General features: G+C 64.6%; 22 protein-coding genes. 10 read left to right on the top strand and 12 right to left on the bottom strand.

Annotation, left to right across the window (positions count from 1 at the left end):
- Positions 1-3: 3 nt before the first annotated feature.
- A complete protein-coding gene (locus AC56LN_RS00220) occupies positions 4-615 on the bottom strand; it encodes an outer membrane protein assembly factor BamE (RefSeq protein WP_499569327.1) in 612 nt (203 codons plus the stop codon).
- A gap of 79 nt (positions 616-694) precedes the next feature.
- Between AC56LN_RS00220 and fur the strand changes: the two genes are divergently transcribed.
- Positions 695-1,126 (top strand): ferric iron uptake transcriptional regulator, encoded by a 432-nt coding sequence (fur, locus tag AC56LN_RS00215; protein WP_183556044.1) that lies wholly within the window; start codon positions 695-697, stop codon positions 1,124-1,126.
- Positions 1,127-1,217: 91 nt separating this feature from the next.
- Here the strand turns inward: fur and hrcA are convergent, their stop codons facing one another.
- Together hrcA and AC56LN_RS00205 are read right to left on the bottom strand one after the other, a co-directional pair.
- Positions 1,218-2,234, bottom strand: coding sequence for a heat-inducible transcriptional repressor HrcA (gene hrcA, locus AC56LN_RS00210; RefSeq protein ID WP_258835901.1), 1,017 nt, complete (start codon positions 2,232-2,234; stop codon positions 1,218-1,220).
- 92 nt (positions 2,235-2,326) lie between these two features.
- Entirely contained in the window at positions 2,327-3,088 is a 762-nt protein-coding gene (locus AC56LN_RS00205; protein WP_499569326.1) for an HAD family hydrolase, read from the bottom strand.
- Positions 3,089-3,107: 19 nt separating this feature from the next.
- On the opposite strand from AC56LN_RS00205, the gene AC56LN_RS00200 reads away from it, so the two are divergent.
- The 3 genes from AC56LN_RS00200 to AC56LN_RS00190 all read left to right on the top strand — a co-directional run bounded on the left by AC56LN_RS00200 (position 3,108) and on the right by AC56LN_RS00190 (position 4,574).
- Positions 3,108-3,248: a hypothetical protein gene (locus AC56LN_RS00200; RefSeq protein ID WP_499569325.1), complete on the top strand. Its 141-nt coding sequence runs from the start codon at positions 3,108-3,110 to the stop codon at positions 3,246-3,248.
- Between the two features lie 73 nt (positions 3,249-3,321).
- On the top strand, positions 3,322-3,909 hold the full coding sequence (locus tag AC56LN_RS00195; RefSeq protein ID WP_499569324.1) for a hypothetical protein: 588 nt from the start codon (positions 3,322-3,324) through the stop codon (positions 3,907-3,909).
- Positions 3,910-3,929: 20 nt separating this feature from the next.
- On the top strand, positions 3,930-4,574 hold the full coding sequence (locus AC56LN_RS00190) for a hypothetical protein (RefSeq protein ID WP_499569323.1): 645 nt from the start codon (positions 3,930-3,932) through the stop codon (positions 4,572-4,574).
- Positions 4,575-4,951: 377 nt separating this feature from the next.
- Here AC56LN_RS00190 and rsmA read toward each other — a convergent pair whose 3' ends face one another.
- From rsmA to AC56LN_RS00170, 4 genes are read right to left on the bottom strand one after another with little or no spacing between them, the layout of a single operon-like run.
- Entirely contained in the window at positions 4,952-5,728 is a 777-nt protein-coding gene (gene rsmA, locus AC56LN_RS00185; protein ID WP_499569322.1) for a 16S rRNA (adenine(1518)-N(6)/adenine(1519)-N(6))-dimethyltransferase RsmA, read from the bottom strand.
- A gap of 14 nt (positions 5,729-5,742) precedes the next feature.
- Positions 5,743-6,819, bottom strand: coding sequence for a 4-hydroxythreonine-4-phosphate dehydrogenase PdxA (gene pdxA / locus AC56LN_RS00180; RefSeq protein WP_499569321.1), 1,077 nt, complete (start codon positions 6,817-6,819; stop codon positions 5,743-5,745).
- A gap of 3 nt (positions 6,820-6,822) precedes the next feature.
- Positions 6,823-8,223: a peptidylprolyl isomerase gene (locus AC56LN_RS00175; RefSeq protein WP_499569320.1), complete on the bottom strand. Its 1,401-nt coding sequence runs from the start codon at positions 8,221-8,223 to the stop codon at positions 6,823-6,825.
- Positions 8,224-8,283: 60 nt separating this feature from the next.
- Entirely contained in the window at positions 8,284-10,503 is a 2,220-nt protein-coding gene (locus tag AC56LN_RS00170; protein WP_499569319.1) for an LPS-assembly protein LptD, read from the bottom strand.
- A gap of 170 nt (positions 10,504-10,673) precedes the next feature.
- Here AC56LN_RS00170 and AC56LN_RS00165 point away from each other — a divergent pair, with 170 nt between their 5' ends.
- Genes AC56LN_RS00165 through AC56LN_RS00150 form a run of 4 tightly spaced genes read left to right on the top strand, consistent with a single transcriptional unit; the run spans position 10,674 to position 14,960 of the window.
- Positions 10,674-11,738 (top strand): aminoglycoside phosphotransferase family protein, encoded by a 1,065-nt coding sequence (locus AC56LN_RS00165; RefSeq protein WP_499569317.1) that lies wholly within the window; start codon positions 10,674-10,676, stop codon positions 11,736-11,738.
- Positions 11,739-11,749: 11 nt separating this feature from the next.
- Positions 11,750-12,472 (top strand): N-acetylmuramate alpha-1-phosphate uridylyltransferase MurU, encoded by a 723-nt coding sequence (murU, locus tag AC56LN_RS00160; protein ID WP_499569316.1) that lies wholly within the window; start codon positions 11,750-11,752, stop codon positions 12,470-12,472.
- The gene (gene pepP / locus AC56LN_RS00155; RefSeq protein WP_499569315.1) at positions 12,469-13,815 is read left to right on the top strand and encodes a Xaa-Pro aminopeptidase; all 1,347 of its coding nucleotides are present in this window, start codon (positions 12,469-12,471) and stop codon (positions 13,813-13,815) included. Before murU ends, pepP begins: the two co-directional genes overlap by 4 nt.
- Positions 13,812-14,960 (top strand): FAD-dependent monooxygenase, encoded by a 1,149-nt coding sequence (locus tag AC56LN_RS00150; protein ID WP_499569314.1) that lies wholly within the window; start codon positions 13,812-13,814, stop codon positions 14,958-14,960. The genes pepP and AC56LN_RS00150 overlap by 4 nt, the downstream gene beginning before the upstream one ends.
- A gap of 158 nt (positions 14,961-15,118) precedes the next feature.
- Here the strand turns inward: AC56LN_RS00150 and AC56LN_RS00145 are convergent, their stop codons facing one another.
- The 5 genes from AC56LN_RS00145 to AC56LN_RS00125 form a co-directional block, all read right to left on the bottom strand.
- Entirely contained in the window at positions 15,119-15,805 is a 687-nt protein-coding gene (locus AC56LN_RS00145; protein ID WP_482896471.1) for a type 1 glutamine amidotransferase domain-containing protein, read from the bottom strand.
- 89 nt (positions 15,806-15,894) lie between these two features.
- Positions 15,895-16,500 (bottom strand): TetR/AcrR family transcriptional regulator, encoded by a 606-nt coding sequence (locus AC56LN_RS00140; RefSeq protein ID WP_499569312.1) that lies wholly within the window; start codon positions 16,498-16,500, stop codon positions 15,895-15,897.
- Positions 16,501-16,631: 131 nt separating this feature from the next.
- Complete coding sequence (locus tag AC56LN_RS00135) at positions 16,632-18,089, bottom strand: NAD(P)(+) transhydrogenase (Re/Si-specific) subunit beta (RefSeq protein WP_499569311.1); 1,458 nt, start codon at positions 18,087-18,089, stop codon at positions 16,632-16,634.
- Entirely contained in the window at positions 18,086-18,406 is a 321-nt protein-coding gene (locus AC56LN_RS00130; RefSeq protein WP_183556027.1) for an NAD(P) transhydrogenase subunit alpha part 2, read from the bottom strand. The genes AC56LN_RS00135 and AC56LN_RS00130 overlap by 4 nt, the downstream gene beginning before the upstream one ends.
- A 38-nt stretch (positions 18,407-18,444) precedes the next feature.
- Entirely contained in the window at positions 18,445-19,557 is a 1,113-nt protein-coding gene (locus tag AC56LN_RS00125; protein WP_499569310.1) for a Re/Si-specific NAD(P)(+) transhydrogenase subunit alpha, read from the bottom strand.
- A gap of 248 nt (positions 19,558-19,805) precedes the next feature.
- Between AC56LN_RS00125 and AC56LN_RS00120 the strand changes: the two genes are divergently transcribed.
- Positions 19,806-20,288, top strand: a complete 483-nt coding sequence (locus AC56LN_RS00120) for an NUDIX hydrolase (protein WP_482896476.1) — start codon at positions 19,806-19,808, stop codon at positions 20,286-20,288.
- A 21-nt stretch (positions 20,289-20,309) separates the two neighbouring features.
- Positions 20,310-21,422, top strand: coding sequence for a tRNA 2-thiouridine(34) synthase MnmA (gene mnmA, locus AC56LN_RS00115; RefSeq protein WP_258835920.1), 1,113 nt, complete (start codon positions 20,310-20,312; stop codon positions 21,420-21,422).

Here is a 21,422-nt window from a genome sequence, read left to right as displayed (position 1 = left end):
TCCTTACTGCTGGGTTGCCGGGGCGGTCACCGTGACCGGTGCGACCGGACGGCGTTCCGGCTTGTCCTTCTTGTCCGGCACCTTGGCTGGGCCGGCGATACGGTCGATGTAATCGCGTTCGCTTGGCAGGTTGCCGCCTTCGAAGCGCTCGACCACGTCATCCTTGAAGAACACGGTGACGCGGCTGGTGGTCAGTTCGCCATTGCCACGGGCCAGGTAGAACGGGTAATCCCAGCGGTCGGCATGAAAGGCGTCGAGCAGCAGAGGCGAGCCGAGCAGGAAGCGCACCTGGTCGCGCGTCTGGCCGGCCTTCAGCTGGTTCAGCATCTCTTGCGAGACGAAGTTGCCCTGCTGGATGTCCGGACGGTAAGGCGAGAAGATCCACAGGAACTTTTGCAGGCGCGAAGCCTGCACGGTCTGCGCGCCGGCATTGGCGATGGCGGCCGATTTGTCGGCGTCGGCCGCGGTGGCCGCCGTGTCCGTTGCCACCGGTGGCGCCGGACGGGTCTGGTTGCGCCAGGATGCGCAGCCGGACAACGTCAGCGTGCAGACGAGACCTGCCGCCAGCACCGCCTTGGCGGAAAATCGATGGGATACGGCTTGTTTGACGCGCATAGGTAACCTCAAATCGTTCGAGCGGGAGCTTTCAAAACGCTATATCATAAAGCACTCCGCCAATATGCGAGTAACAAACATGAGTAACAACCCGACCGACCTGAAGGCAAGCGGCCTCAAGGCCACGCTCCCGCGCCTGAAAATCCTGGAAATCTTCCAGAACAGCGCCGTGCGTCACCTCACCGCAGAAGATGTCTACAAGATCCTGTTGGCTGAAAACATGGACGTCGGCCTGGCCACTGTCTACCGCGTCCTGACGCAATTCGAGCAGGCCGGCCTGCTCAACCGCAACCACTTCGAAACCGGCAAGGCCATCTACGAACTCAACGCCGGCTCGCACCACGATCACCTCGTCTGCGTCACCTGCGGCCGGGTCGAAGAGTTCTACGATGACGAAATCGAACAGCGCCAGAAGATGATCGCCGAAACCCACGGCTACACGATCGTCGACCACGCGCTGGCGATCTACGGCAGTTGCCCGCAGTGCCAGGCGGCGCGTAAAGCAAGCTGAGTCATTTGCAGCCGATAAGGCTGGTTAACAAGAAAGGGCGCACCGGAATTTTCCGTGCGCCCTTTTTGCATCTGGTAAGAGTAAAAAACTGTTAAGGCTGGCTCAGTGCGTTCGACAGCAGCTTGGCGGTGATGTCGACGATGGGAATGACCCGTTCATAGGCCATCCGCGTGGGGCCGATGACGCCCAGGGTGCCGACGATGCGGCCATCGACGGCGTACGGCGCGGTGACCACGCTCATCTCGTCCATCGGCACCAGGTTCGATTCGCCGCCGATGAAGATCTGTACGCCGCCGGCCTTGCTCGACATGTCGAGCAATTGCATCAGGCCAGTCTTTTGCTCGAACATCTCGAACATCTGGCGCAGCGAACTCATATTCGACGACAGGTCGGTCACCGACAGCAGGTTGCGCTCGCCGGAAATGACGACGTCGTCGCTCTCGGCCATGGCCTCGCTGCCGGCCTCGACCGCAGCATGCATCAGGCGCCCCATGTCGTCGCTCAGCTGGCGCAATTCGCCGCTCAGGCGCTGGCGCACGCCGTCGAACGACTGGCCGGCGAAGTTCTGGTTCAGGTAATTGGCCGACTGCGACAATTGCGCCGGCGTGTAGTCGACATCGGTCAGCAACAGGCGGTTCTGCACATCGCCGCGCGGATCGACGATCACGAGCAGGATGCGCTTTTCGGACAGGCGCAAGAATTCGATCTGCTGGAACACCGATTCGCGGCGCGGGCTCTGCACCACGCCGGCAAACTGCGACAGCGACGACAGCATCTGGGCCGCGTTGGCGATCAGTTTTTGCGGATGCTGCAGCGGCAGGCGCATGCGCTCGGCGCCGACCGTCGTTTCATCGAGCTGCTTGACGGTCAACAGGGTATCGACAAATACGCGGTAGCCGCGCGGCGTCGGAATCCGGCCAGCGGAGGTATGCGGACTGGCGACGAAGCCCATGTCCTCGAGGTCGGCCATGATGTTGCGGATCGTCGCGGGCGACAATTCCAGGCCCGACAGCTTGGACAACGCGCGCGAACCGACCGGCTGGCCGTCGGCAATATAGCGTTCGACAAGCGCTTTGAGCAGGGTTTGGGCACGGTGATCGAGTTGCATGGTTCCGGGAAGCGTCTTTTTCTGTGGTACTGGGATGAGAATCAAATTGGGGCGCGGCACGGCAGCGCAAGGGTTGCGGTCCGATCCCAGTGTTATACGCGCTTCGGCGCGGATCCGTGTGGCAACTCGTGCGGTGGCTCATGCGGTAGCTCATGCGCGGCATCCAGCCAGTCGAGCAGCGCATCGATGCTGTCCACCTCGACATCGGGCCGTACCTGGTCGGCCAGCTCGTTGATCTTGCCGCTGCGGTTCATCCAGGCAGCGCGCAATCCCGCCTGCTGGGCGCCCTGGACGTCGAGCAGCAAGTCGTCGCCCACATACAGGGTGTCGGCCGGCTGCACGCCCAGCGCCGCGCAGCCGGCCAGGAAGATCCCCGGATCGGGCTTGGCGCGGCCAAAGTCGCGCGCCGCCACCGATGCCTGGAACTGGTCGGCCAGGCCGATCGTGGCCAGGTCGGCCACGCCATTCGTGACCGAGCCCAGCAACGCGCGCTGCCGGAGCCTCGCCAGGCCCGGCGCCACATCGTCATACAGCGTCACGGCATTGCGCGCGGCGATGAACAAGACCATGGCCTCGTCCACCCGCGCGACGTCTTCGCCCGCCTGCTCGAACGCAGCCACCAGGCCGGCGTGGCGCAGCGCGCTCAGGTCGATCCCGTACCCGGGCTCGCGTGCCAGCAGTTCCAGGCGCGCCTGGCGCAGGCTGTCGATCGTGAACCGCCCGGCCACGCGCGGCGCATGCTGCTGCAACCATGCATACAGGATGGTTTCGGCAGTCCGGATCACGGGCGCGATCGGCCACAGGGTATCGTCGAGGTCGAACAGAACGGCTTTGGGCCAGGGGCGGCGGGTCATCGGCTTCCAGGGAACAGGCATGAAAAAACGCTACGCCAGCATAGCGATGCAAGCGGCCAAAAGCAAACCGCACAATCTGAACGTTGCTTATATGACATTGTGCTTACAACCTGATACACATGGAAATGGGACGCAAATGGACCGGTTGCCTAATAAATGAACTAAAATGTTGAGCGATTTTTTGATTCCAACCGCGCAGCCTGCGCTTTCCCGCTAGATTATTTGGAGAATATATGAAGAGTTCCTACCTGCGCGCAAGCGCAGCGCTGGCATGCGCGGTCCTGCTGACTGCTTGCGGTGGCGACGACGGCCAGCTGCTGCTGGGCGGCCAGATCTCCGGCGTGACCAAGCCGGGCATGGTCCTGACCAATAACGGCGGCTCCGACTATGAAATTCCCGTGCCGTCGAACGGCACGGGCGTGACCACGTTCTTCTTCCCGACCCGGATTTCGTCGGACGACAAGTATGACGTGCGGGTCAAGAGCACCCCGACGAACGTGGCCAACTGCGAGCTGTTTCAGAACACGGGCCGCGCCGGCTTTGACGTGACGACCATCCAGATCGCCTGCACTTTCAAGACCCAGGCCCTGACCGGTACCGTCAGCAACCTCAAGAGCGACCTGGTTGTGGTCAATGGCTCGGACCGCGTTCCCGTGCCGGCCGGCGCGACCACGTTCGCCATGGCCCGCGTGGCACAAGACGCACCGTATGGCGTCTCGATCCTCGCGAACCCTGCCGGCCAGAGCTGCACCATTGCCAATGGCGTCGGCATCATGGGCCCCGCCGATGTGAACAACGTGACCATCACGTGCGCACCTTAATTTTTTCTGGAGTCAAACGCATGAAGTCTTCCCTGATCCGCCCGGCGCTTGCGCTGGCGCTGGCTGCAAGCCTGGCCGCCTGTGGCGGCAGCGACAAAGCCGAGTTCACCGTTGCCGGTTCGGTGACCGGCGTCGTTTATGATGGCCTGGTCCTGACCAATGCCGGCGTGCCCCTGAAGGTCGCACCGCCAGCCACGGCCGGCGCAGCGGTGCGCTTTGCCTTCCCGGACAAGCTGGAATACGGCGACACCTATGCCGTCACCGTCACCGCGAACCCTGCGCACCAGAACTGCGAGCCGGGCGTTCCGGAAGGCGGCATCTACACCAACAACGCCGACACGGCGGGCCGTCTGGTGAACATTGACATTGCCATTGTTTGCCGGATCAACACGCGGCCTATCGGTGGCACGATCACCGGCCTGACCGGCGCCGGCCTGGTGCTGGCCAACGGCAGTACGGGTGGCTCCTACTCGGCCGCGACGCCGGCAACGCCGCCGTCCACGACCCCGATCGTCTATGAGCTGCCTGCAGTGCAGTTCGACACGACCTATGGCGTCACGGTCAGCAAACAGCCAGTCGGCCAGATCTGCACCGTCGCAAACCCAACCGGCACGATGCGTGATGACCCCATCACCAACATCAATGTGACCTGCGTCGCGGCATAGTCCGGGAGAGTTATACGCAATTCTTATGTCGAGTATGCGAAAGGAAAATTGGACTTATATGCTGTAACGCAGCATACTGATCCTGTCTCCTCCAACTCTCCTCAGAAAAGAATTGGATTTCGGCCCGCTCTTGTAGCGGGCCTTTTTTTTGTCCGTTGCCAGCTGACTCATGATAAAAACCGTGACCGGATTACAATCGTAGGGTGGACGGCTATGCCGTCCACGCGTTCAACGTAACATCGCATCACCACGGTGCGACATTGGTTTGGACGCGTGGGCGGGAAACCCGCCCACCCTATACCGGATCGTGCATCCATGAAAAAAGCGCCTGTAAAGGCGCTTTGATCTGGGACCTGGTGGCCGGACGGCCGTGACAACTAGCCCTGGCTCGGCAGATTGGCCAGCGCCACATATTGCGCCAGGCTCACGGCTTCCGGCCGCACGCTCGGGTCGATGCCCGCTTCCACCAGCTGCGCCTCGGTGAACATCCCTGCCACGCAGTTGCGAATGACCTTGCGCCGCTGCGAGAAGGCCTTGGCCACCACGGCTTCGAGGCGCTTGGCATCGCATGGCAATTGCTGCTTGACCGGCACCATGCGCACGATGGCCGATTCAACCTGCGGCGGCGGATCGAACGCGGTGGGCGGCACGATGAACATCAGCGACATGTCGTAGCGCCATTGCAGCATCACCGACAGGCGACCGTAGGTCTTGCTGCCCGGCTCGGCCACCATGCGCTCGACCACTTCCTTTTGCAGCATGAAATGCTGGTCTTCGATCAGGTGCGCGAAGTCCGCCAGGTGGAACAGCAGCGGGCTGGAAATGTTGTACGGCAGATTACCCACCACGCGCAGCTTTTTCCCCTCGGCGACCGGAATCGCACCGAAGTCGAACTTCAGGGCATCGCCCGAATGTACAGTCAGGCGCTCGCGCGGATAGGCTTTTTCCAGGCGCGTGACCAGATCGCGGTCGAGTTCGACGACGTGCATGTGGTCGAGCTGCTTGAGCAGCAGCGCCGTCATCGCGGCCAGGCCCGGGCCGATTTCGACCATGGTCTCGCCCTGGCGCGGCGCGATGGCGTCGATGATATCGGAAAGGACTTGCTTGTCGGTCAGGAAGTTCTGGCCGAAGCGCTTGCGTGCGACGTGTTTCATGAATGCTTTCTTGATTATTTGATGCCGGCCGCGCGCTGCGCCAGCACCATGTGCATGGCGGCGCCGATCGCTTCGATCATGCTGCCGCAATCGGCCAGGCCCAGGCCCTGCGCGGCCAGGTCGAGCGCGGTGCCATGGTCGACCGAGGTGCGGATCAGCGGCAGGCCGAGCGTGATATTGATGCCGCGCCCGAAGGTTGCGTGCTTGAGCACCGGCAGACCCTGGTCGTGGTACATCGCCAGCACGCAGTCGGCGTCCTTCAGGTATTTCGGCTGGAACAGCGTGTCGGCCGGATACGGGCCGCGCGCATCGATGCCACGCGCACGCGCTGCCTCGAGCACCGGCGTGATGACGTCGATTTCTTCGCGGCCCAGATAACCGTTCTCGCCCGCGTGCGGGTTCAGGCCGGTCACCAGGATGACGGGCGCTGCGATGCCGAATTTGGTTGTCAGGTCGGCGTGCAGGATATCGAGTACCCGCGTCAGGTTCTCGCGCGTGAGTGCGCCCGGGACATCCTTCAGCGGCAGATGGGTCGTGGCGAGCGCGACGCGCAGGTACGGTTGATCCTCGCCTGGCGAACCGGCCAGCATCATCACCACTTTGGCGGTGCCGGTCTTGTCGGCCAGGTATTCGGTATGGCCGGAGAACGCAACACCGGCATCGTTGATCGTGCTTTTCTGCAGCGGCGCCGTGACGATGGCATCGAACCAGCCCTGCTTGCAACCTTCGATCGCCAGGTCCAGCGTGGCCAGCACGGCGCGGCCGTTCTCGGGGTCGAGCCGGCCCGGCACCACGTGCGCGTCGAGCGGCACGTCGATGACGGCCAGCCGCGCGGTGCCGAAGTGCGGCAGGCCGCCGTTGCGCAGCGCCTGGGTCGACAGGGCGGCCAGGCGGATGGCAGGATCGATCAGGCTGGCCGTGAGCGCCAGGAAGGCGGCGTCGCCCACCAGCACGCAGTTGGCCTCATCGCGCATGGCCCAGGCGGCGCGGATCGCGATCTCGGGGCCGATGCCGGCCGGTTCGCCGACCGTGATCGCCAGCGTGGGGCGATGGTGCGCCAGCGGGCGCGCAGGCGCCTGCGGCGCGACCATTGCTTACTGCTCCTCGCGGAATTCGACGTAGGCGCGGTCGCGCACCTGGCGCATCCAGTCTTCCATCGCTTCCTGCATCTTGCGGTCGCGCAGGACCTGGCGCGCCACGTTGCGCTCTTTCTGCTGCGTCACGTCTTCGCTCTTGCGCTCGACCACCTGGATCAGGTGGAAGCCGAACGGCGACTGCACGATGTCGGACGTATCGCCCGGCTTGAGGGCGTTCATCGCGGTCTCGAATTCCGGCACGGTGTCGCCCGGATACAGCCAGCCCAGATCGCCGCCCTTGCTGGCCGAACCGTCCTGCGAGTACTGGCGCGCCAGCTCTTCGAAGGTGCCGGCGTTGTTGGCCATTTTCTCCTTGATTTCCAGCAGCTTGCGCTTGACCTCACCCTCGGTCATGGTCGGGGTGACCTTGAGCAGGATGTGGCGCGCGCGGGTCTGCTCGACGACGGCCTTGTCGGTCTCGCTGGCCAGCGAACGCTTGCCGGCCAGTTTCAGGATGTGGAAGCCGACGTTGGTCTTGAGGATCGGCGTGAACTGGCCGGCTTCCAGCTTGCGCAGCTCGGTCGAGAAATTCGGCGGCAGGCGGTCGGCATCGCGCCAGCCGATTTCGCCGCCCTTGAGCGCGTCCGGTGCGTCGGAATAGGTCGAGGCCATGCGCGCGAAGTCGGCGCCGGTGCGCAGCTGGCGCATCACTTCTTCGGCGCGCGCGGCACGGGCAGCGATCTGCTCGGGCGACGCGTTCTCGGGCACACGCACCAGGATCTGGGCGATGTCGACTTCGATGCGGTCGGCGGCGGCGGCCTTGGCGGCAGCCATGTAGGTGTCGATCTCGGCTTCCGAGACCTGCACCTTGCTGTCGACTTCGTGCTCGCGCAGGCGCTGCATCATGATTTCGTTGCGGATATCCTGACGGAACTGCGAGAAGGGCATGCCTTCTTTTTCCATCTGGTTGCGCATGTCCTGCACCGACAGCTTCTGGTTCTCGGCGATGCGGCCGATCGTGGCGTCCAGCGTGCGGTCGTCGACCTTGACGCCCATCTCCTTGGCCAGCTGCAGCTGGGCGCGTTCGACGATCATCGCCTCGAGCACCTGGCGCTCCATCGTGGCGGTGTCGGGCATCTGGGCGTTACGCGCCTTCATGTTTGCCGTCACCTGGACCATGCGGCCGGCCACTTCGTTGCGCGTGATGACTTCATCGTTGACGACGACCTGGATCGAGTCGACCACCTTGGCATTGGCCGAGGCAGGCGGCAGGAAGCCCGAGCTGGCGGCGGCCGGCGTGGTGGCGGCAGGCGTCGCGGCCTGGGCCAGGACCTGGCCGGCGCTCATCGCGCACAGCAGCGCGGCTGCCAACTGGAGAGACTGCAAACGGGTAGTACGCATCATCTGGAAAGCACTCATTTGAGGATTGTTCACGTCAGGTTGGACGACGAAGTATGGACACCGAGTCTGAAATTTGACTTAGGGGCGCCCAAGGCCGGCATTCAGTCGCGTATAGCCCGGGACGCTCTTGTTGAACGACTCGAGCGGATTGCCCAGGCCCAGGCGCGACAAGCCATTGAGCTCGAGCTGGAAGAAGATCGGCGTCGACGTCGTCTGTGCGGCAGTCACGAAACGCTGCGCGCCCATCCGGAACACCCAGCAATCGGCCTGGTACTCGAGGCCGATCAGACTCTCGATCAGCTTGCTGCCGGTGGACGGATTGACCGCCTGCCCCACGCCATACGAACGCAGCGCATAGCTGACCCGGCCTACGCCATACCAGCGGCGCGAGATCGGATACTGCGCCGACAGGTCGATGTTGCGGAAGCTGTCACGCTGATAACGATATTCTGCGTTGACCGCTTTCATCTTCCCCGGACGCCACTGCACGCTCACGTTCGAGCTGTACAGACTGCTCCCGGCCGCATCGTATTGTACGCCGCTATCGAAGGTCCAGGACTCGGAAATGGTGCCGCCGGCGGCCAGCAGCAGGTCGTACCGGCTTTGCTGCGCCGCTTCGCCCGCGATGCGCACGCGCGGCTCTTCGAAGTACAGGCGCTGGCCGATGGCCAGGCGCAGGCGCTCGGCGCCGTCTTCCTGGATGAAACGCGACACCAGCGCCGCGGTCAGCTGGTTGGCGTCGGACACGCGGTCCAGGCCAACGTAGCGGTTCTCCGAAAACAGCTGGGCGTAATTGAAGCCCGAGCGGCCCGTGTCGAACAGCGGGACATCGTCCTGGTTCTCGTACGGCGTGTACACATAGAACAGGCGCGGCTCGAGCGTCTGCGTGGTGGACTTGCCGAACAGCGACGCGTCGCGCTCGAACACCATGCCGCTGTCGAACGACACCGTCGGAATCGTGCGCGTCAGCTTGGTCGGCTTGCCCAGGCGCGTGGCGTGGTCGTCGAGATCGTACTGGGCCGCGTTGTACATCAGCTTGGGCGTGACGAACCAGCCCGGGCGCACGATCGGGTAGCTGACCTGGCCCTGGACCACGGCGCGCGAGCCGCCCACGTCGGTAGGGTGGGCAAAGCGGGTCGCCTCGGCATCCAGTGCCCAGTCGAAGCCGGCCACATCGTAACGCGCCGAGCGGAAGTTAATCTGCGGCAGGCGGTCGTACGGCCGTGGCACCGTCAGGCTGGGATTGGTGGCGGCCGCCGGGTCTTGCAGCACCTGGTAATTCTGGGCGCGCGCGGACAGGCTCCAGTACTGGCCCGAGTAATCGGTGCGCAGTTCGCGCAGCAGCTGGCGCTCGGCGCTGGCGGCGACGGTGCGCGAAAAGTCGGACGGGTATTCATCGTCCGATGCGCCGTGCAGGTTCCAGCCGTACGACCAGTTCGGCTTGATCGCGCCGTTGTGCAGCGAATCGGCGCGCCAGCGCGTGGTGCCCGTCTGGCGGTCATCCGGCAGCACTTCGACGTGGGTTTCACCGTTGTAGGTGCTGCCCAGGTAACGCCCGGTCGCCCCCAGCTGGAAACCGCGGTCGAACATCATGCGCGGGTACAGCGTCAGGTCGCGGTTCGGTGCGATGTTGACGTAGTACGGCACCATCACTTCGGCCTTGCCCTGCGAGCCGAAGCCGACGGTTGGCGGCAGCCAGCCCGAACGGCGCTGGCCCGACAGCGAGAACGACATCGCCGGCGTACCGAGGATCGGCACATCCTTGAAGTAGATGACCGTCTTGCCGGCGGTGCCGACGTCGCGGCCCTTGTCCAGGCGCAGCGTGCTCGACTTCAGATACCAGTCAGGGTCCGGCCCTTCGCAGGTGCTGTAGGTACCGTCGCGCACGACGGCCTGCTGTTCACCCAAAAAGTCGATCCGGCTCGCCTGGCCCTGGCCATTGTTCGCCGCCATGAAATAGGTCGGGTTGAGCAGGTAGCCCTTGCCGGTTTCGAGGTTCAGCTGCAGCTCGTCGCCTTTATAGCGGTCGCCGAAGCGCCACATGTCGACGTTGCCGGAGGCCGTGACCTGGTCTTCGACGACCAGGTAGCAGGCCGTATCGGCGGTCATGCCCGTCTGGCCGCGCGTGATCTCGACATTGCGGGAGAGATCGAGCCGGCGGTCGGGCCGGCCGGCGATATCCTCGGCCTTGACGGTGACGGGAAGCTCGTCTTCGGCCTGGGCCGTTGGTGCAGGGGCGGTGACGTTGACGGTGGCGGGCGTCTGGGCGAACGCAGGCAGCGCAGTGACCGAAGCCATTGCATACAGTGCGAGCACGTGTCGTGGTGGGAATGGTTGGGCCGAGGACCAGCTCATGGAAAATCGCAGCTCATGGAGAATCGACGTGCGCCATAAAGGGCGGTTTTTTTGGGATGAATCCCTTATTATAGGGGAATTAGTTCAACCAACCGGATTCATCAGGCTGCTTCATGTCATCTTTGTCTCAAAACCTTCCCGCCTCCACCGACGCAGTGCCCGATACCCGGCTGTCGCAACTGAACGCCTGGCTGGCCACGACCGGCCTGGTCGACGTCGCGTCCGGCCGCCGCGCCTCCGTTGATGCCAGTTTCCGGCGCTACTTCCGCTACGACGTCGTGGCCGACATGCAGGCCAGGCTGGGCACGACGCTGGTCGCGATGGACGCTCCGCCCGAGCGCGAAAACGTGCCGGCCTTCGTCCACGTGCAGGGTTTGCTGCTGGAAGCCGGCGTGAGCGTGCCGGCGATTGCCGCGCGCAACGTCGAACATGGCTTCCTGCTGCTGTCCGACCTGGGCAACACCACTTACCTGTCGCGCCTGTCGATTGACAATGCCGCCTTCATGTATTCGGACGCCGTCGACGCGCTGCTCAAGTTCCAGATGGCCAGCCAGCCGGACGTGCTGCCCGAATTCGACCGCGCGTTCATCATGCGCGAGCTGGGCATCTTCCCCGAGTGGTACCTGGGCAAGCACCTGGGCGTGACGCTCGACGACAAACAGCAGGCGCAGCTCGACAAGGTATTCGAAGCGATTACCGCCAACGTGCTGGCGCAGCAGCAGGTGTTCATGCACCGCGATTTCCATTCGCGCAACCTGATGTTCCTGGACCAGAACAGCCCGGGCGTGCTCGACTTCCAGGATACCGTGTATGGCCCGGTCACGTACGACCTGGCCTCGCTGCTGCGCGACGCCTACATCCAGTGGGACGAAGACATGGTGCTCGACTGGGTGGTGCGCTACTGGCAAAGCGCCAAGAGCGTCGGCCTGCCGGTCAATCCGGACATCGACGCGTTCTACCGCGACTTCGAATTCATGGCGCTGCAGCGCCACCTGAAAATTCTCGGCATCTTCTGCCGCCTGAACTACCGCGACAACAAGGCCCACTACATGGGCGACCTGCCGACGGTGCTCGACTACGTGCGCAAGACCGCCAACCGCTACAACGAACTCAAGCCGCTGCTGCGCCTGCTCGACGCAGTCGACGACAAGCCGCAACAGTTCGGCTACACCTTCTGAAGGCATCCATCATGAAAGCGATGATTTTTGCCGCCGGCCGCGGCGAGCGCATGCGGCCACTGACCGACACCTGCCCGAAGCCCCTGCTCAAGGTGCGCGGCCGGCCCCTGATTACCTGGCATGTGCTGAACCTGGTGCGCGCCGGGATCGTCGACATCGTCATCAACCACTCGCACCTGGGTCACATGATCGAGGCCGAGCTGGGCGACGGCAGCCGCTACGGCGCGCGCATCGTCTACTCGCACGAACCGAGCCCGCTCGAGACGGCCGGCGGCGTGGCCAATGCGCTGCACCTGCTGGGCGACGAGCCATTTCTGGCCGTGTCGGGCGACATCTATGCGCCCTACTTCGACTTCACCGAGGCGCTCGATGCGCTCAAGGACAAGGACGCGGTGGGCCAGGTCTATGCGGTCGACCAGCGCGACATCGCCTGGCTGTGGCTCACGCCGAACCCGTGGCACAACCCCGAGGGCGACTTCGCACTCGACATGTACACACTCAGGAATGAGGGCGAGACCAAGTTCAACTTCGCCGGCATCGGCGTGTACCGGCCCGAGATGTTCGACGGCATCCGCGCGGGCGAGTTCGTCAAGTTCGGTCCCCTGATGCGCCAGTACATCGAACAGGGTCGCATCGGCGGCGAGGTGTATCACGGCCAGTGGGTCAATGTCGGCACCGTCGGCCAGCTGGAAGAACTGAACGCGCCGCTGCGGCCGGCCAAGTCGGCGCCATGATACTGGCCGGCGCCGTGCATGCGGATCGGCGCGCGCGCGTGCTGGCGCAGATGCCGCCGGGCGCGGTGGCGGTGCTGGGCACGGCGCCCGAGGTCATGCGCAATGGCGACAGCCCGTATCCGTACCGGCACGACAGCTACTTCTATTACCTGAGCGGTTTCGCCGAACCTGACAGCTGCCTCGTGCTGGTGGCGGCGCTCGATGACCGCCCTGCCCGCGCGATCCTGTTCTGCCGCGCGAAAGACCCTGACCACGAGATCTGGGATGGCTTTCGCTACGGACCCGATGCAGCGCGCACCGCGTTCGGGTTCGACGAGGCGTACCCGGTCGACGAACTCGATGCGCGCATGGTCGGCATCCTGTCGAATGCGCCGGCGCTGTATTGCGCGCCGGGCCACAGCGCAGCGCTCGATGCGCAGGTCACCGGCTGGCTGAAGGGCGTGCGCGCGCTGGGCCGCACGGGCGTGACGACGCCGGCGACGACCCATCATCTCCTGGTGCTGCTGGACGAGATGCGGCTGGTGAAGGACGCGCACGAAGTGGACCTGATGGCGCGCGCCGGCGCCATCTCGGCTGGGGCGCATGCACGCGCGATGCGCGCCACGCGCCCAGGGATGGTCGAATACGAGATCGAGGCCGAACTGCTGCACGAGTTTCGCCGTCATGGCGCGCAGGCGCCGGCATATTCGTCCATCGTCGCATCGGGCCCGAATGCCTGCGTGCTGCACTACATCGCCAACGACCGCCGCATTCTCGATGGCGAGCTGGTTCTGATCGACGCCGGCTGCGAAATCGACGGCTACGCAAGCGACATCACGCGCACCTATCCGGCCAATGGCCGCTTCACGGCGCCGCAGCGCACGCTGTACGAACTGGTGCTGCGCGCCCAGGCCGCGGCGCTGGCGGCCATCCGGCCCGGGCAGCCGTACAGCGCGATCCACGAGGCGGCCGTGCGGGTGCTGACCGAGGGCATGCTGGACCTGGGCCTGCTCGATAAACGCAAGGTCGGCTCGGTCGACGACGCGATCGACACGCGCGCCTTCGCCCAGTTCTACATGCACGGCACCGGCCACTGGCTGGGGATGGACGTGCACGATGTGGGCGTGTACCGCGACCTGGCGCTGACCGAGAAACCATCGCGCGCGCTGCAGCCGGGCATGGCGCTGACCGTGGAGCCGGGCATCTACGTGCGGCCGGCCGACGGCGTGCCCGAACAATACTGGAACATCGGCATCCGGATCGAGGACGATGTCGTCGTCACCGAAACGGGTGCGCGCATCCTGACGGACGGCGTACCGAAAGACGTGGCGGAGATTGAAGCATGGATGAAGGCAGCACGATGACGAACCACACTTACGACGTCGATGTGGCGATCTGCGGCGCGGGGCCGGTGGGCCTGGCGCTGGCGGGCTTTTTGGTCCGGCGCGGCATCGCCGGTGCGCGCATCGCGCTCATCGACGGCAAGTCGCTGGGCCAGGCGATTTCGGATCCGCGCTCGATCGCGCTGTCATGGGGCAGCGCGCAACTGCTGCAAGAGGTGGGCGCATGGCCGCTGGCCGCCACGCCGATCCACGAGATCCACGTCTCGCGCCGCGGCCAGCTGGGCCGCAGCCTGATGCAGCGCGAAGACCATGACGTGCCGGCGCTGGGCTACGTGACGCGCTACGGCGCCGTCGTCGATGCGCTGGCGAAAGTGGGCGAGCAGGCCGGCGTATTGATGCTGCGCCCGGCGCGCGTGACGTCGCTCGATGAACAGCCGGATGCGGCGCTGCTGCACCTGGACGATGGCAGCACGGTGCGTGCCCGGGTGGCGGTGCAGGCCGAAGGCGGCCTGTTTGGCGCGCAGGACCAGCGCGCCCGCAGCCGCGATTACGAACAGAGCGCCATGATCGCGCGCGTGACGACGGCGCTGCCGATCGCGCACCGCGCATTCGAGCGCTTCACCGACGAAGGCCCGCTGGCGCTGCTGCCCGAAGACGGCGCTGACGGCCACCAGTACGCGCTGGTCTGGTGCATGCGTCCGGAGCGCGCACAGGCAATCCTGGCGCTGGACGACACGCGCTTCCTGGCGCAGCTGGGCGAGGCGTTCGGCGCCCGCCTGGGCGCCTTCACGAAAGTATCATCACGCAGCGCCTTCCCACTGGGCCTGAACGCCGAAGCACGCGCCACGGCCCGCACGGTCGCCATCGGCAATGCCGCGCAAACGCTGCACCCGGTGGCCGGCCAGGGCCTGAACCTGGGCCTGCGCGACGCCGCCGTGCTGGCACGCCAGCTGGCGCGCGGGCCGGACGCCGAAGCCATCGCGCGCTTCACAGAAGACCGCGCAGGCGACCGCCGCACGACCATCGGCCTGACCGACACGATGGCGCGCGCCTTCACGATCCCCGGCCCGCTGCAACCGCTGCTCGGCCTGGGCCTGGCCGCCCTCGACCTGACCCGCCCCGCCCGCACGCTGCTGGCCGACCTAATGATGTTCGGCCGCCGCTAACCCGGAGCAATGACCCAACAATTGGGGTCAGAGTCGAATTGTTTGACAACGTTTTGTGACATGGCCGCTAATACATTGCCAACGGCGATGTATTAGCGGCCCGCACGTCTGTCAGTAGCGTAGGGTGGACGGCTGCGCCGTCCACGCGTTCAACTGAATCAATGCGAACGCGACAGCGCTTCCAGCAGCTTGGTGGCGGTAGCTGCCGACGAACCCGGATTCTGACCGGTGATCAGCAAGCCATCGGTGACGACGTACGAACCCCAGTCATCGGTGCGCGAATAGTTGCCGCCCTTTGCCTTGAGCTCGTCTTCCACCAGGAACGGCACGATGTCCGTCAGTTCAACGGCGGCTTCTTCGGTATTGGTAAAGCCCGTGACGCGCTTGCCCTGCACGAGTGGCGTGCCGTCGGCATTCTTCACGTGGCGCAGCACGCCCGGTGCGTGGCACACCAGCGCCACCGGCTTGTTCGCGGCGATGAACGACTCGATCAGCGCGATCGAGTTGCGGTCTTCGGCCAGGTCCCACAGCGGGCCGTGGCCGCCCGGGTAGAACACGGCGTCAAAGTCAGCCTGCGAGACGGTGTCGAGACGCACGGTCGCGGCCAGTTGCGCGTTCGCGGCGGCATCGGCCTTGAAGCGACGGGTGTCATCGGTCTGGGCCGATGCATCATCACTCTTCGGGTCGAGCGGCGGCTGGCCACCGGCAGGCGAGGCCAGCACGATGTTGGCGCCGGCTTCCTTCAATGCGTAGTACGGGGCGGCCAGCTCTTCGAGCCAGAAGCCGGTCTTGCGGCCGGTGTTGCCCAGGGTGTCGTGCGAGGTCAGTACGATCAGGATGTTCATGGTGTGGCTCCTTGTTGTTGGTGTTAATAGACCAGTCGTCTAGATTGTGTGTCAAAAAAACGCTTCATGTGAAGCGTTCGATATGGGTGTTATTCGCGCAAGTGCAACAGGCGCCGCGTGGTCGCCAGCGCCGCATCGAACGCCACCGCATCCCGCGCGATCTTGGCCATGAGGCTGGCGCCCAGCCAGAGCTGGTACAGGCTCTGCGCCACCTGCCCTGCCTCGCCCTCCACCTTCAGCGAACCATCGGCGATGCCGCCTTCGATGGCCTCGGCCAGACGGGTGACGATGCCGGCGGTACCTTGCTTGAGCGTCAGGCGCATCGGCTCGGACAAATCGACCACTTCGGCGCCCAGCTTGACGGCCAGGCACTTGCCCTGGCAATCGTCAAACGACTGGTTCGTGCGCCATTGCCCGAAATAGGTCAGCAGTTTGCTGGCCATCGTCGCATCCGGATTGCGCAGCGTGACGTCCATCTCTGCCAGATACCCGTCGAAATACCTGGCCAGCAGTGCTTCGCCGAACGCATCCTTCGAGCCGAAGTAATGGTAGAACGATCCCTTCGGCACGCCCGCCGAGACCAGGATCTCGTTCAGCCCTACCGCCGAGAACCCCTTGCCGGCCATGATGCGCTGCCCGACGTCGAGGATAGTGTCGCGAACGCCGGGCGATTCGGATGTCAGTGCTTTTGCCATGGACCCACTATACACCAAATTAGACCAGTCGTCTAGAGCCATGCTCAAGCGGATTGTGAAGCTGGATGGCCAGAGTTCCTGAAGGCTATTAGCCAATAATTCGACTCTGACCCTAATTGTTGGGCTATTGCTTATTCGACGGCTTTGACCATCGCTTCGATGACTTTTTTGGCGTCGCCGAAGACCATCATCGTGTTGGGCTGGTAGAACAGGTCGTTGTCGAGGCCCGCGTAGCCGGAGGCCATCGAGCGTTTGTTGACGATGATGCTTTTGGCCCGGTAGGCTTCCAGAATTGGCATGCCGGCAATGGCCGATTTCGGGTCTTTCGCGGCCGGGTTCACCACGTCGTTGGCGCCCAGGACCAGCACCACGTCGGTCTGGCCGAATTCGCCGTTGATGTCTTCCATCTCGGCCACCTGGTCGTACGGTACTTCGGCTTCCGCCAGCAGCACGTTCATGTGGCCCGGCATGCGCCCCGCCACCGGGTGGATCGCGTAACGGACCGTAACGCCATGCGCAGTCAGCTTGTCGACCAGCTCCTTGACCGTGTGCTGCGCGCGCGCCACGGCCAGGCCGTAGCCGGGAACGATGATCACCGACTCGGCATTCTGCAGGATGAACGCGGCGTCTTCGGCCGAGCCGGATTTGACGGGCCGCTGCTCTTTCGCGCCGCCGGCGTCGGCCACCGCTTCGCCGCCAAAGCCGCCCAGAAGCACATTGAAGAACGAGCGGTTCATCGCCTTGCACATGATGTACGACAGGATCGCGCCGCTCGAGCCCACCAGCGAGCCGGCGATGATCAGCATCGCGTTGTTCAGCGAGAAGCCGATGCCCGCCGCCGCCCAGCCCGAGTACGAATTGAGCATCGAGACCACCACCGGCATGTCGGCCCCGCCGATCGGGATGATGATCAACACGCCCAGCACGAACGCCAGCGCCGCCATCACGATGAACGCGCCCCACGCGGGTTCAAGGCCGTCGGCAAAACAGAAGACCAGTCCCAGCGCGACAATGGCGATGGCGACGAACAGGTTCAGGATGTGCTGGCCCGCAAAGCGCACCGGCGCGCCCTGGAACAGGCGGAACTTGTACTTGCCCGACAGCTTGCCGAAGGCGATCACCGAGCCCGAAAACGTCACCGCGCCGACGAACGTGCCGATGAACAGTTCGAGCCGGTTCCCGAACGGCAGCGGCTCACCCCGCGTCGTGATGTTGAAGGCCCACGGCTCGGACACCGCCGCGATCGCGATGCAGACGGCGGCCAGCCCGATCAGCGAGTGCATCGCCGCGACCAGCTCCGGCATCTTGGTCATCTCGACTTTTTTCGCCGCGGTCGCGCCGATCGCGCCGCCCACGACCACGCCCAGCAGCACCAGGCCGAATCCCAGTCCCCCGCCCTGCTGCAGCCGCTCCTGCAGCTTGAGCATCAATGCAATGGTGGTCAGCACCGCGATGGCCATGCCGGCCATCCCGAACGCATTGCCCAGGCGCGCCGTCGATGGCGACGACAGACCCTTGAGCGCCTGGATGAAGCACACCGAGGCCACCAGATAGAACAGCGTGACCAGGTTCATGCTGATGGCGTTCATGCCGCGTCCTCCTGCTTCGGCGCGGCCTTGGGCGCCTTCTTGCGGAACATCTCCAGCATGCGCTGCGTGACCAGGAAGCCACCAAACACGTTCACGGCCGCGAGGGCGACGGCCAGCGTGCCGGCCACGCGCCCCGTCACACCCTCGGTCAGGCCGGCGGCCAGCATGGCGCCGACGATGACAATGGCCGAGATGGCGTTGGTGACGGCCATCAGGGGCGTGTGCAGCGCCGGGGTGACGGTCCAGACCACGTGGTAGCCGACGTAGATCGCCAGTACGAAGATGATCAGGTTGATGACGGTGTGGCTGATATCCATGGTGTCTCCTGTCCGTTCTAGTCAACGATGCCAACGTCTTACTTGCGCAGCAGCTCTCCGGCACTGCACATCAGGGTCGCGCGCACGATCTCGTCGTCGCGGTCGATATGGAACCGGTCGTCGGCGTCGATCACCAGCTTGAGGAAATCAAGCACATTGCGCGCATACAGGGCCGAGGCATCGGCCGGCACCAGCGTGGCCAGATCGGGCTCGCCGATGATGTGCACGCCGTGCTTGACTACTGTCTGCCCCAGCTCGCTCAGCACGCAGTTGCCGCCCTGCGCCACGGCCATGTCGACGATCACGGACCCGGGCTTCATGGCGCGCACCGTGTCTTCGCCGATCAGCACCGGCGCGCGCCGTCCGGGAATCAGGGCCGTGGTGATGATGATGTCGGCCAGCTTCGCGCGCTCGTGCACGAGCTGCGCCTGGCGCCGCATCCAGTCGGCCGGCATCGCGCGCGCATAGCCGCCGCTGCCGGCCGCGATCTCGCGCTCTTCGTCGGTTTCATACGGCACGTCGATGAATTTCGCACCGAGCGACTCCACCTGCTCTTTCACCGGCGGGCGCACGTCGGACGCTTCGATCACGGCGCCCAGCCGCTTGGCGGTGGCGATGGCCTGCAGGCCGGCCACCCCGACGCCCATGATCAGCACGCGCGCCGCCTTGACGGTGCCGGCGGCCGTCATCAGCATCGGCATGAAGCGCCCGTAAGTATTCGCGGCCAGCAGGATGGCCTTGTAGCCGGCGATGTTCGCCTGTGATGAGAGCACGTCGAGCGATTGCGCACGCGTGATGCGCGGCGCGGCTTCCAAGGCAAAGGCGGTGATGCCGGCGGTGGCCAGCGCAGCGAGACCCTCGCCATCGAACGGATCAAGCATCCCGACCAGCATCGCGTCGCGGCGCATCATGGCAAGCTCGCCGGCGGCAGGACTGCGCACCTTGAGCACCAGGTCGGCGCCGAACGCGCCAGGGGCATCGACGATGACGGCGCCGGCGGCCTCAAACGCGGCGTCTGGCGCCGCCGCATGCAGGCCGGCGCCGGCCTGCACCACGACCGCGTGGCGCGCGGCCAGCTTTTTCACGGTCTCGGGGGTGGCTGCAACACGGGTCTCGCCCGGCCGGGTTTCGGCCGGAATACCAATTCTCATGGATCCCTCCATTCGTTGAACTGCCGCGCCAGCAAATCTATCACGTCTTTACAGTGATTGTTCAATTATTAAATTTGCGTGGCCGATTTGATCATCCGTAGACAAGGTGCAGGGCGCGCCAGACCATGACGGTTGTTTTTGCGACAGATCAAGCCCGATTAACCACATGCCAACGTCGAAGGAAGGGGGCAGCTGAGCAAACACAGGCCTTGTCAAGGTAGAATACCGGCTCATTTTCAAGGACAGGCATGAGCGATATCTTCAAACCATCGGTTACCGTGGCAGCGATCATCGAGCACGAGGGCCGGTTCCTGCTGATCGAAGAAGAGACGAGCGAAGGTATCAAGCTGAACCAGCCCGCCGGCCATCTCGACCCGCACGAATCGCTGGAACAGGCGGTGGTGCGCGAAGCGCTCGAAGAAACGGCGCACGAGTTCATTCCGCACTCGCTGGTGGGGATGTACATGTCGCGCTACCACTCGAAGTCGCGCAATGCCGACGTCACCTACCTGCGCTTTACCTTTGCCGGCAGCGTCGGGCGCCAGTTCGACCAGCCGCTCGACGAGGGCATCCTGCGCACCATGTGGATGACGCGCGATGAAATCGCCGCCACCGTCGACCGCCACCGCAGCCCGATCGTGCTGCGCTGCGTGGACGATTACCTGGCCGGCCAGAGCACGCCGCTCTCCCTGCTGCACACCCACCCTTCGGTGTTCGAAGGCGGGATCTGAAGAATTCACTACGGACGTAACATGCGCAAGAAAAAAGTCGTGATCGGGATGTCGGGCGGAGTCGACTCCTCGGTCGCGGCCTGGATGCTCAAGGAACAAGGCTACGACGTGGTCGGCCTGTTCATGAAGAACTGGGAAGACGACGACGATTCCGAATACTGCTCGACGCGCCAGGACTGGATCGACGCGGCCAGCGTGGCCGACGTGGTCGGGGTGGACATCGAAGCGGTCAACTTCGCCGCCGAATACAAGGACCGCGTGTTCGCCGAGTTCCTGCGCGAATACCAGGCCGGCCGCACCCCGAACCCGGACGTGCTGTGCAACGCCGAAATCAAGTTCAAGGCCTTCCTTGACCATGCGATGAAGCTCGGCGCCGACCTGATCGCCACCGGCCACTATGCACGTGTGCGCGAAAACACGGCCAGCGGCAGCTTCGAGTTGCTCAAGGCCTTCGACGCCACCAAGGACCAGAGTTATTTTCTGCATCGCCTGAGCCAGGCGCAGTTGTCCAAATCGCTGTTCCCGCTGGGCGAAATCCCGAAAACCGAAGTGCGCAAGATCGCCGAAAAACTCCAGCTGCCCAACGCGGCCAAAAAGGATTCGACGGGCATCTGCTTCATCGGCGAGCGGCCTTTCCGCGACTTCCTGAATCGCTACCTGGCTTACAAGCCGGGCCCGATCCGGCTCGACGATGGCACGCAGGTGGGCGAGCACGTCGGCCTGTCGTTCTACACGCTGGGTCAGCGCAAGGGCATCGGCATCGGGGGCCTGAAGTCACGCAAGACGGCGGACGGCATCAGCGAGCCGTGGTTCGTGGCGCGCAAGGACATCGAGGCCAACACGCTTTACATCGTGCAGGGCCACGACCATCCATGGCTGCTGTCGGACCGGCTCGAAGCCGGCCAGGCCAGCTGGATCGCCGGCCACGCACCGGCTGCCGGCGCGCTGTCGGCCAAGACCCGCTACCGCCAGGCCGACATGGCCTGCCGCGTGCTGGCCGATGGCGACGCACGCTTCGCGCTCGATTTCGATGAAGCCCAGTGGGCAGTCACGCCAGGCCAGTCGGCCGTGCTGTACGACGGCGACGTGTGCCTGGGCGGCGGCATCATCGACGTGCGCTCAAGCGCCGCCTGA

Source organism: Telluria sp. ZT3P26 (assembly GCF_059686035.1).
The sequence above is the reverse complement of the archived record's forward strand: the minus strand, read 5'-3'. Positions and strand labels throughout refer to the sequence as shown.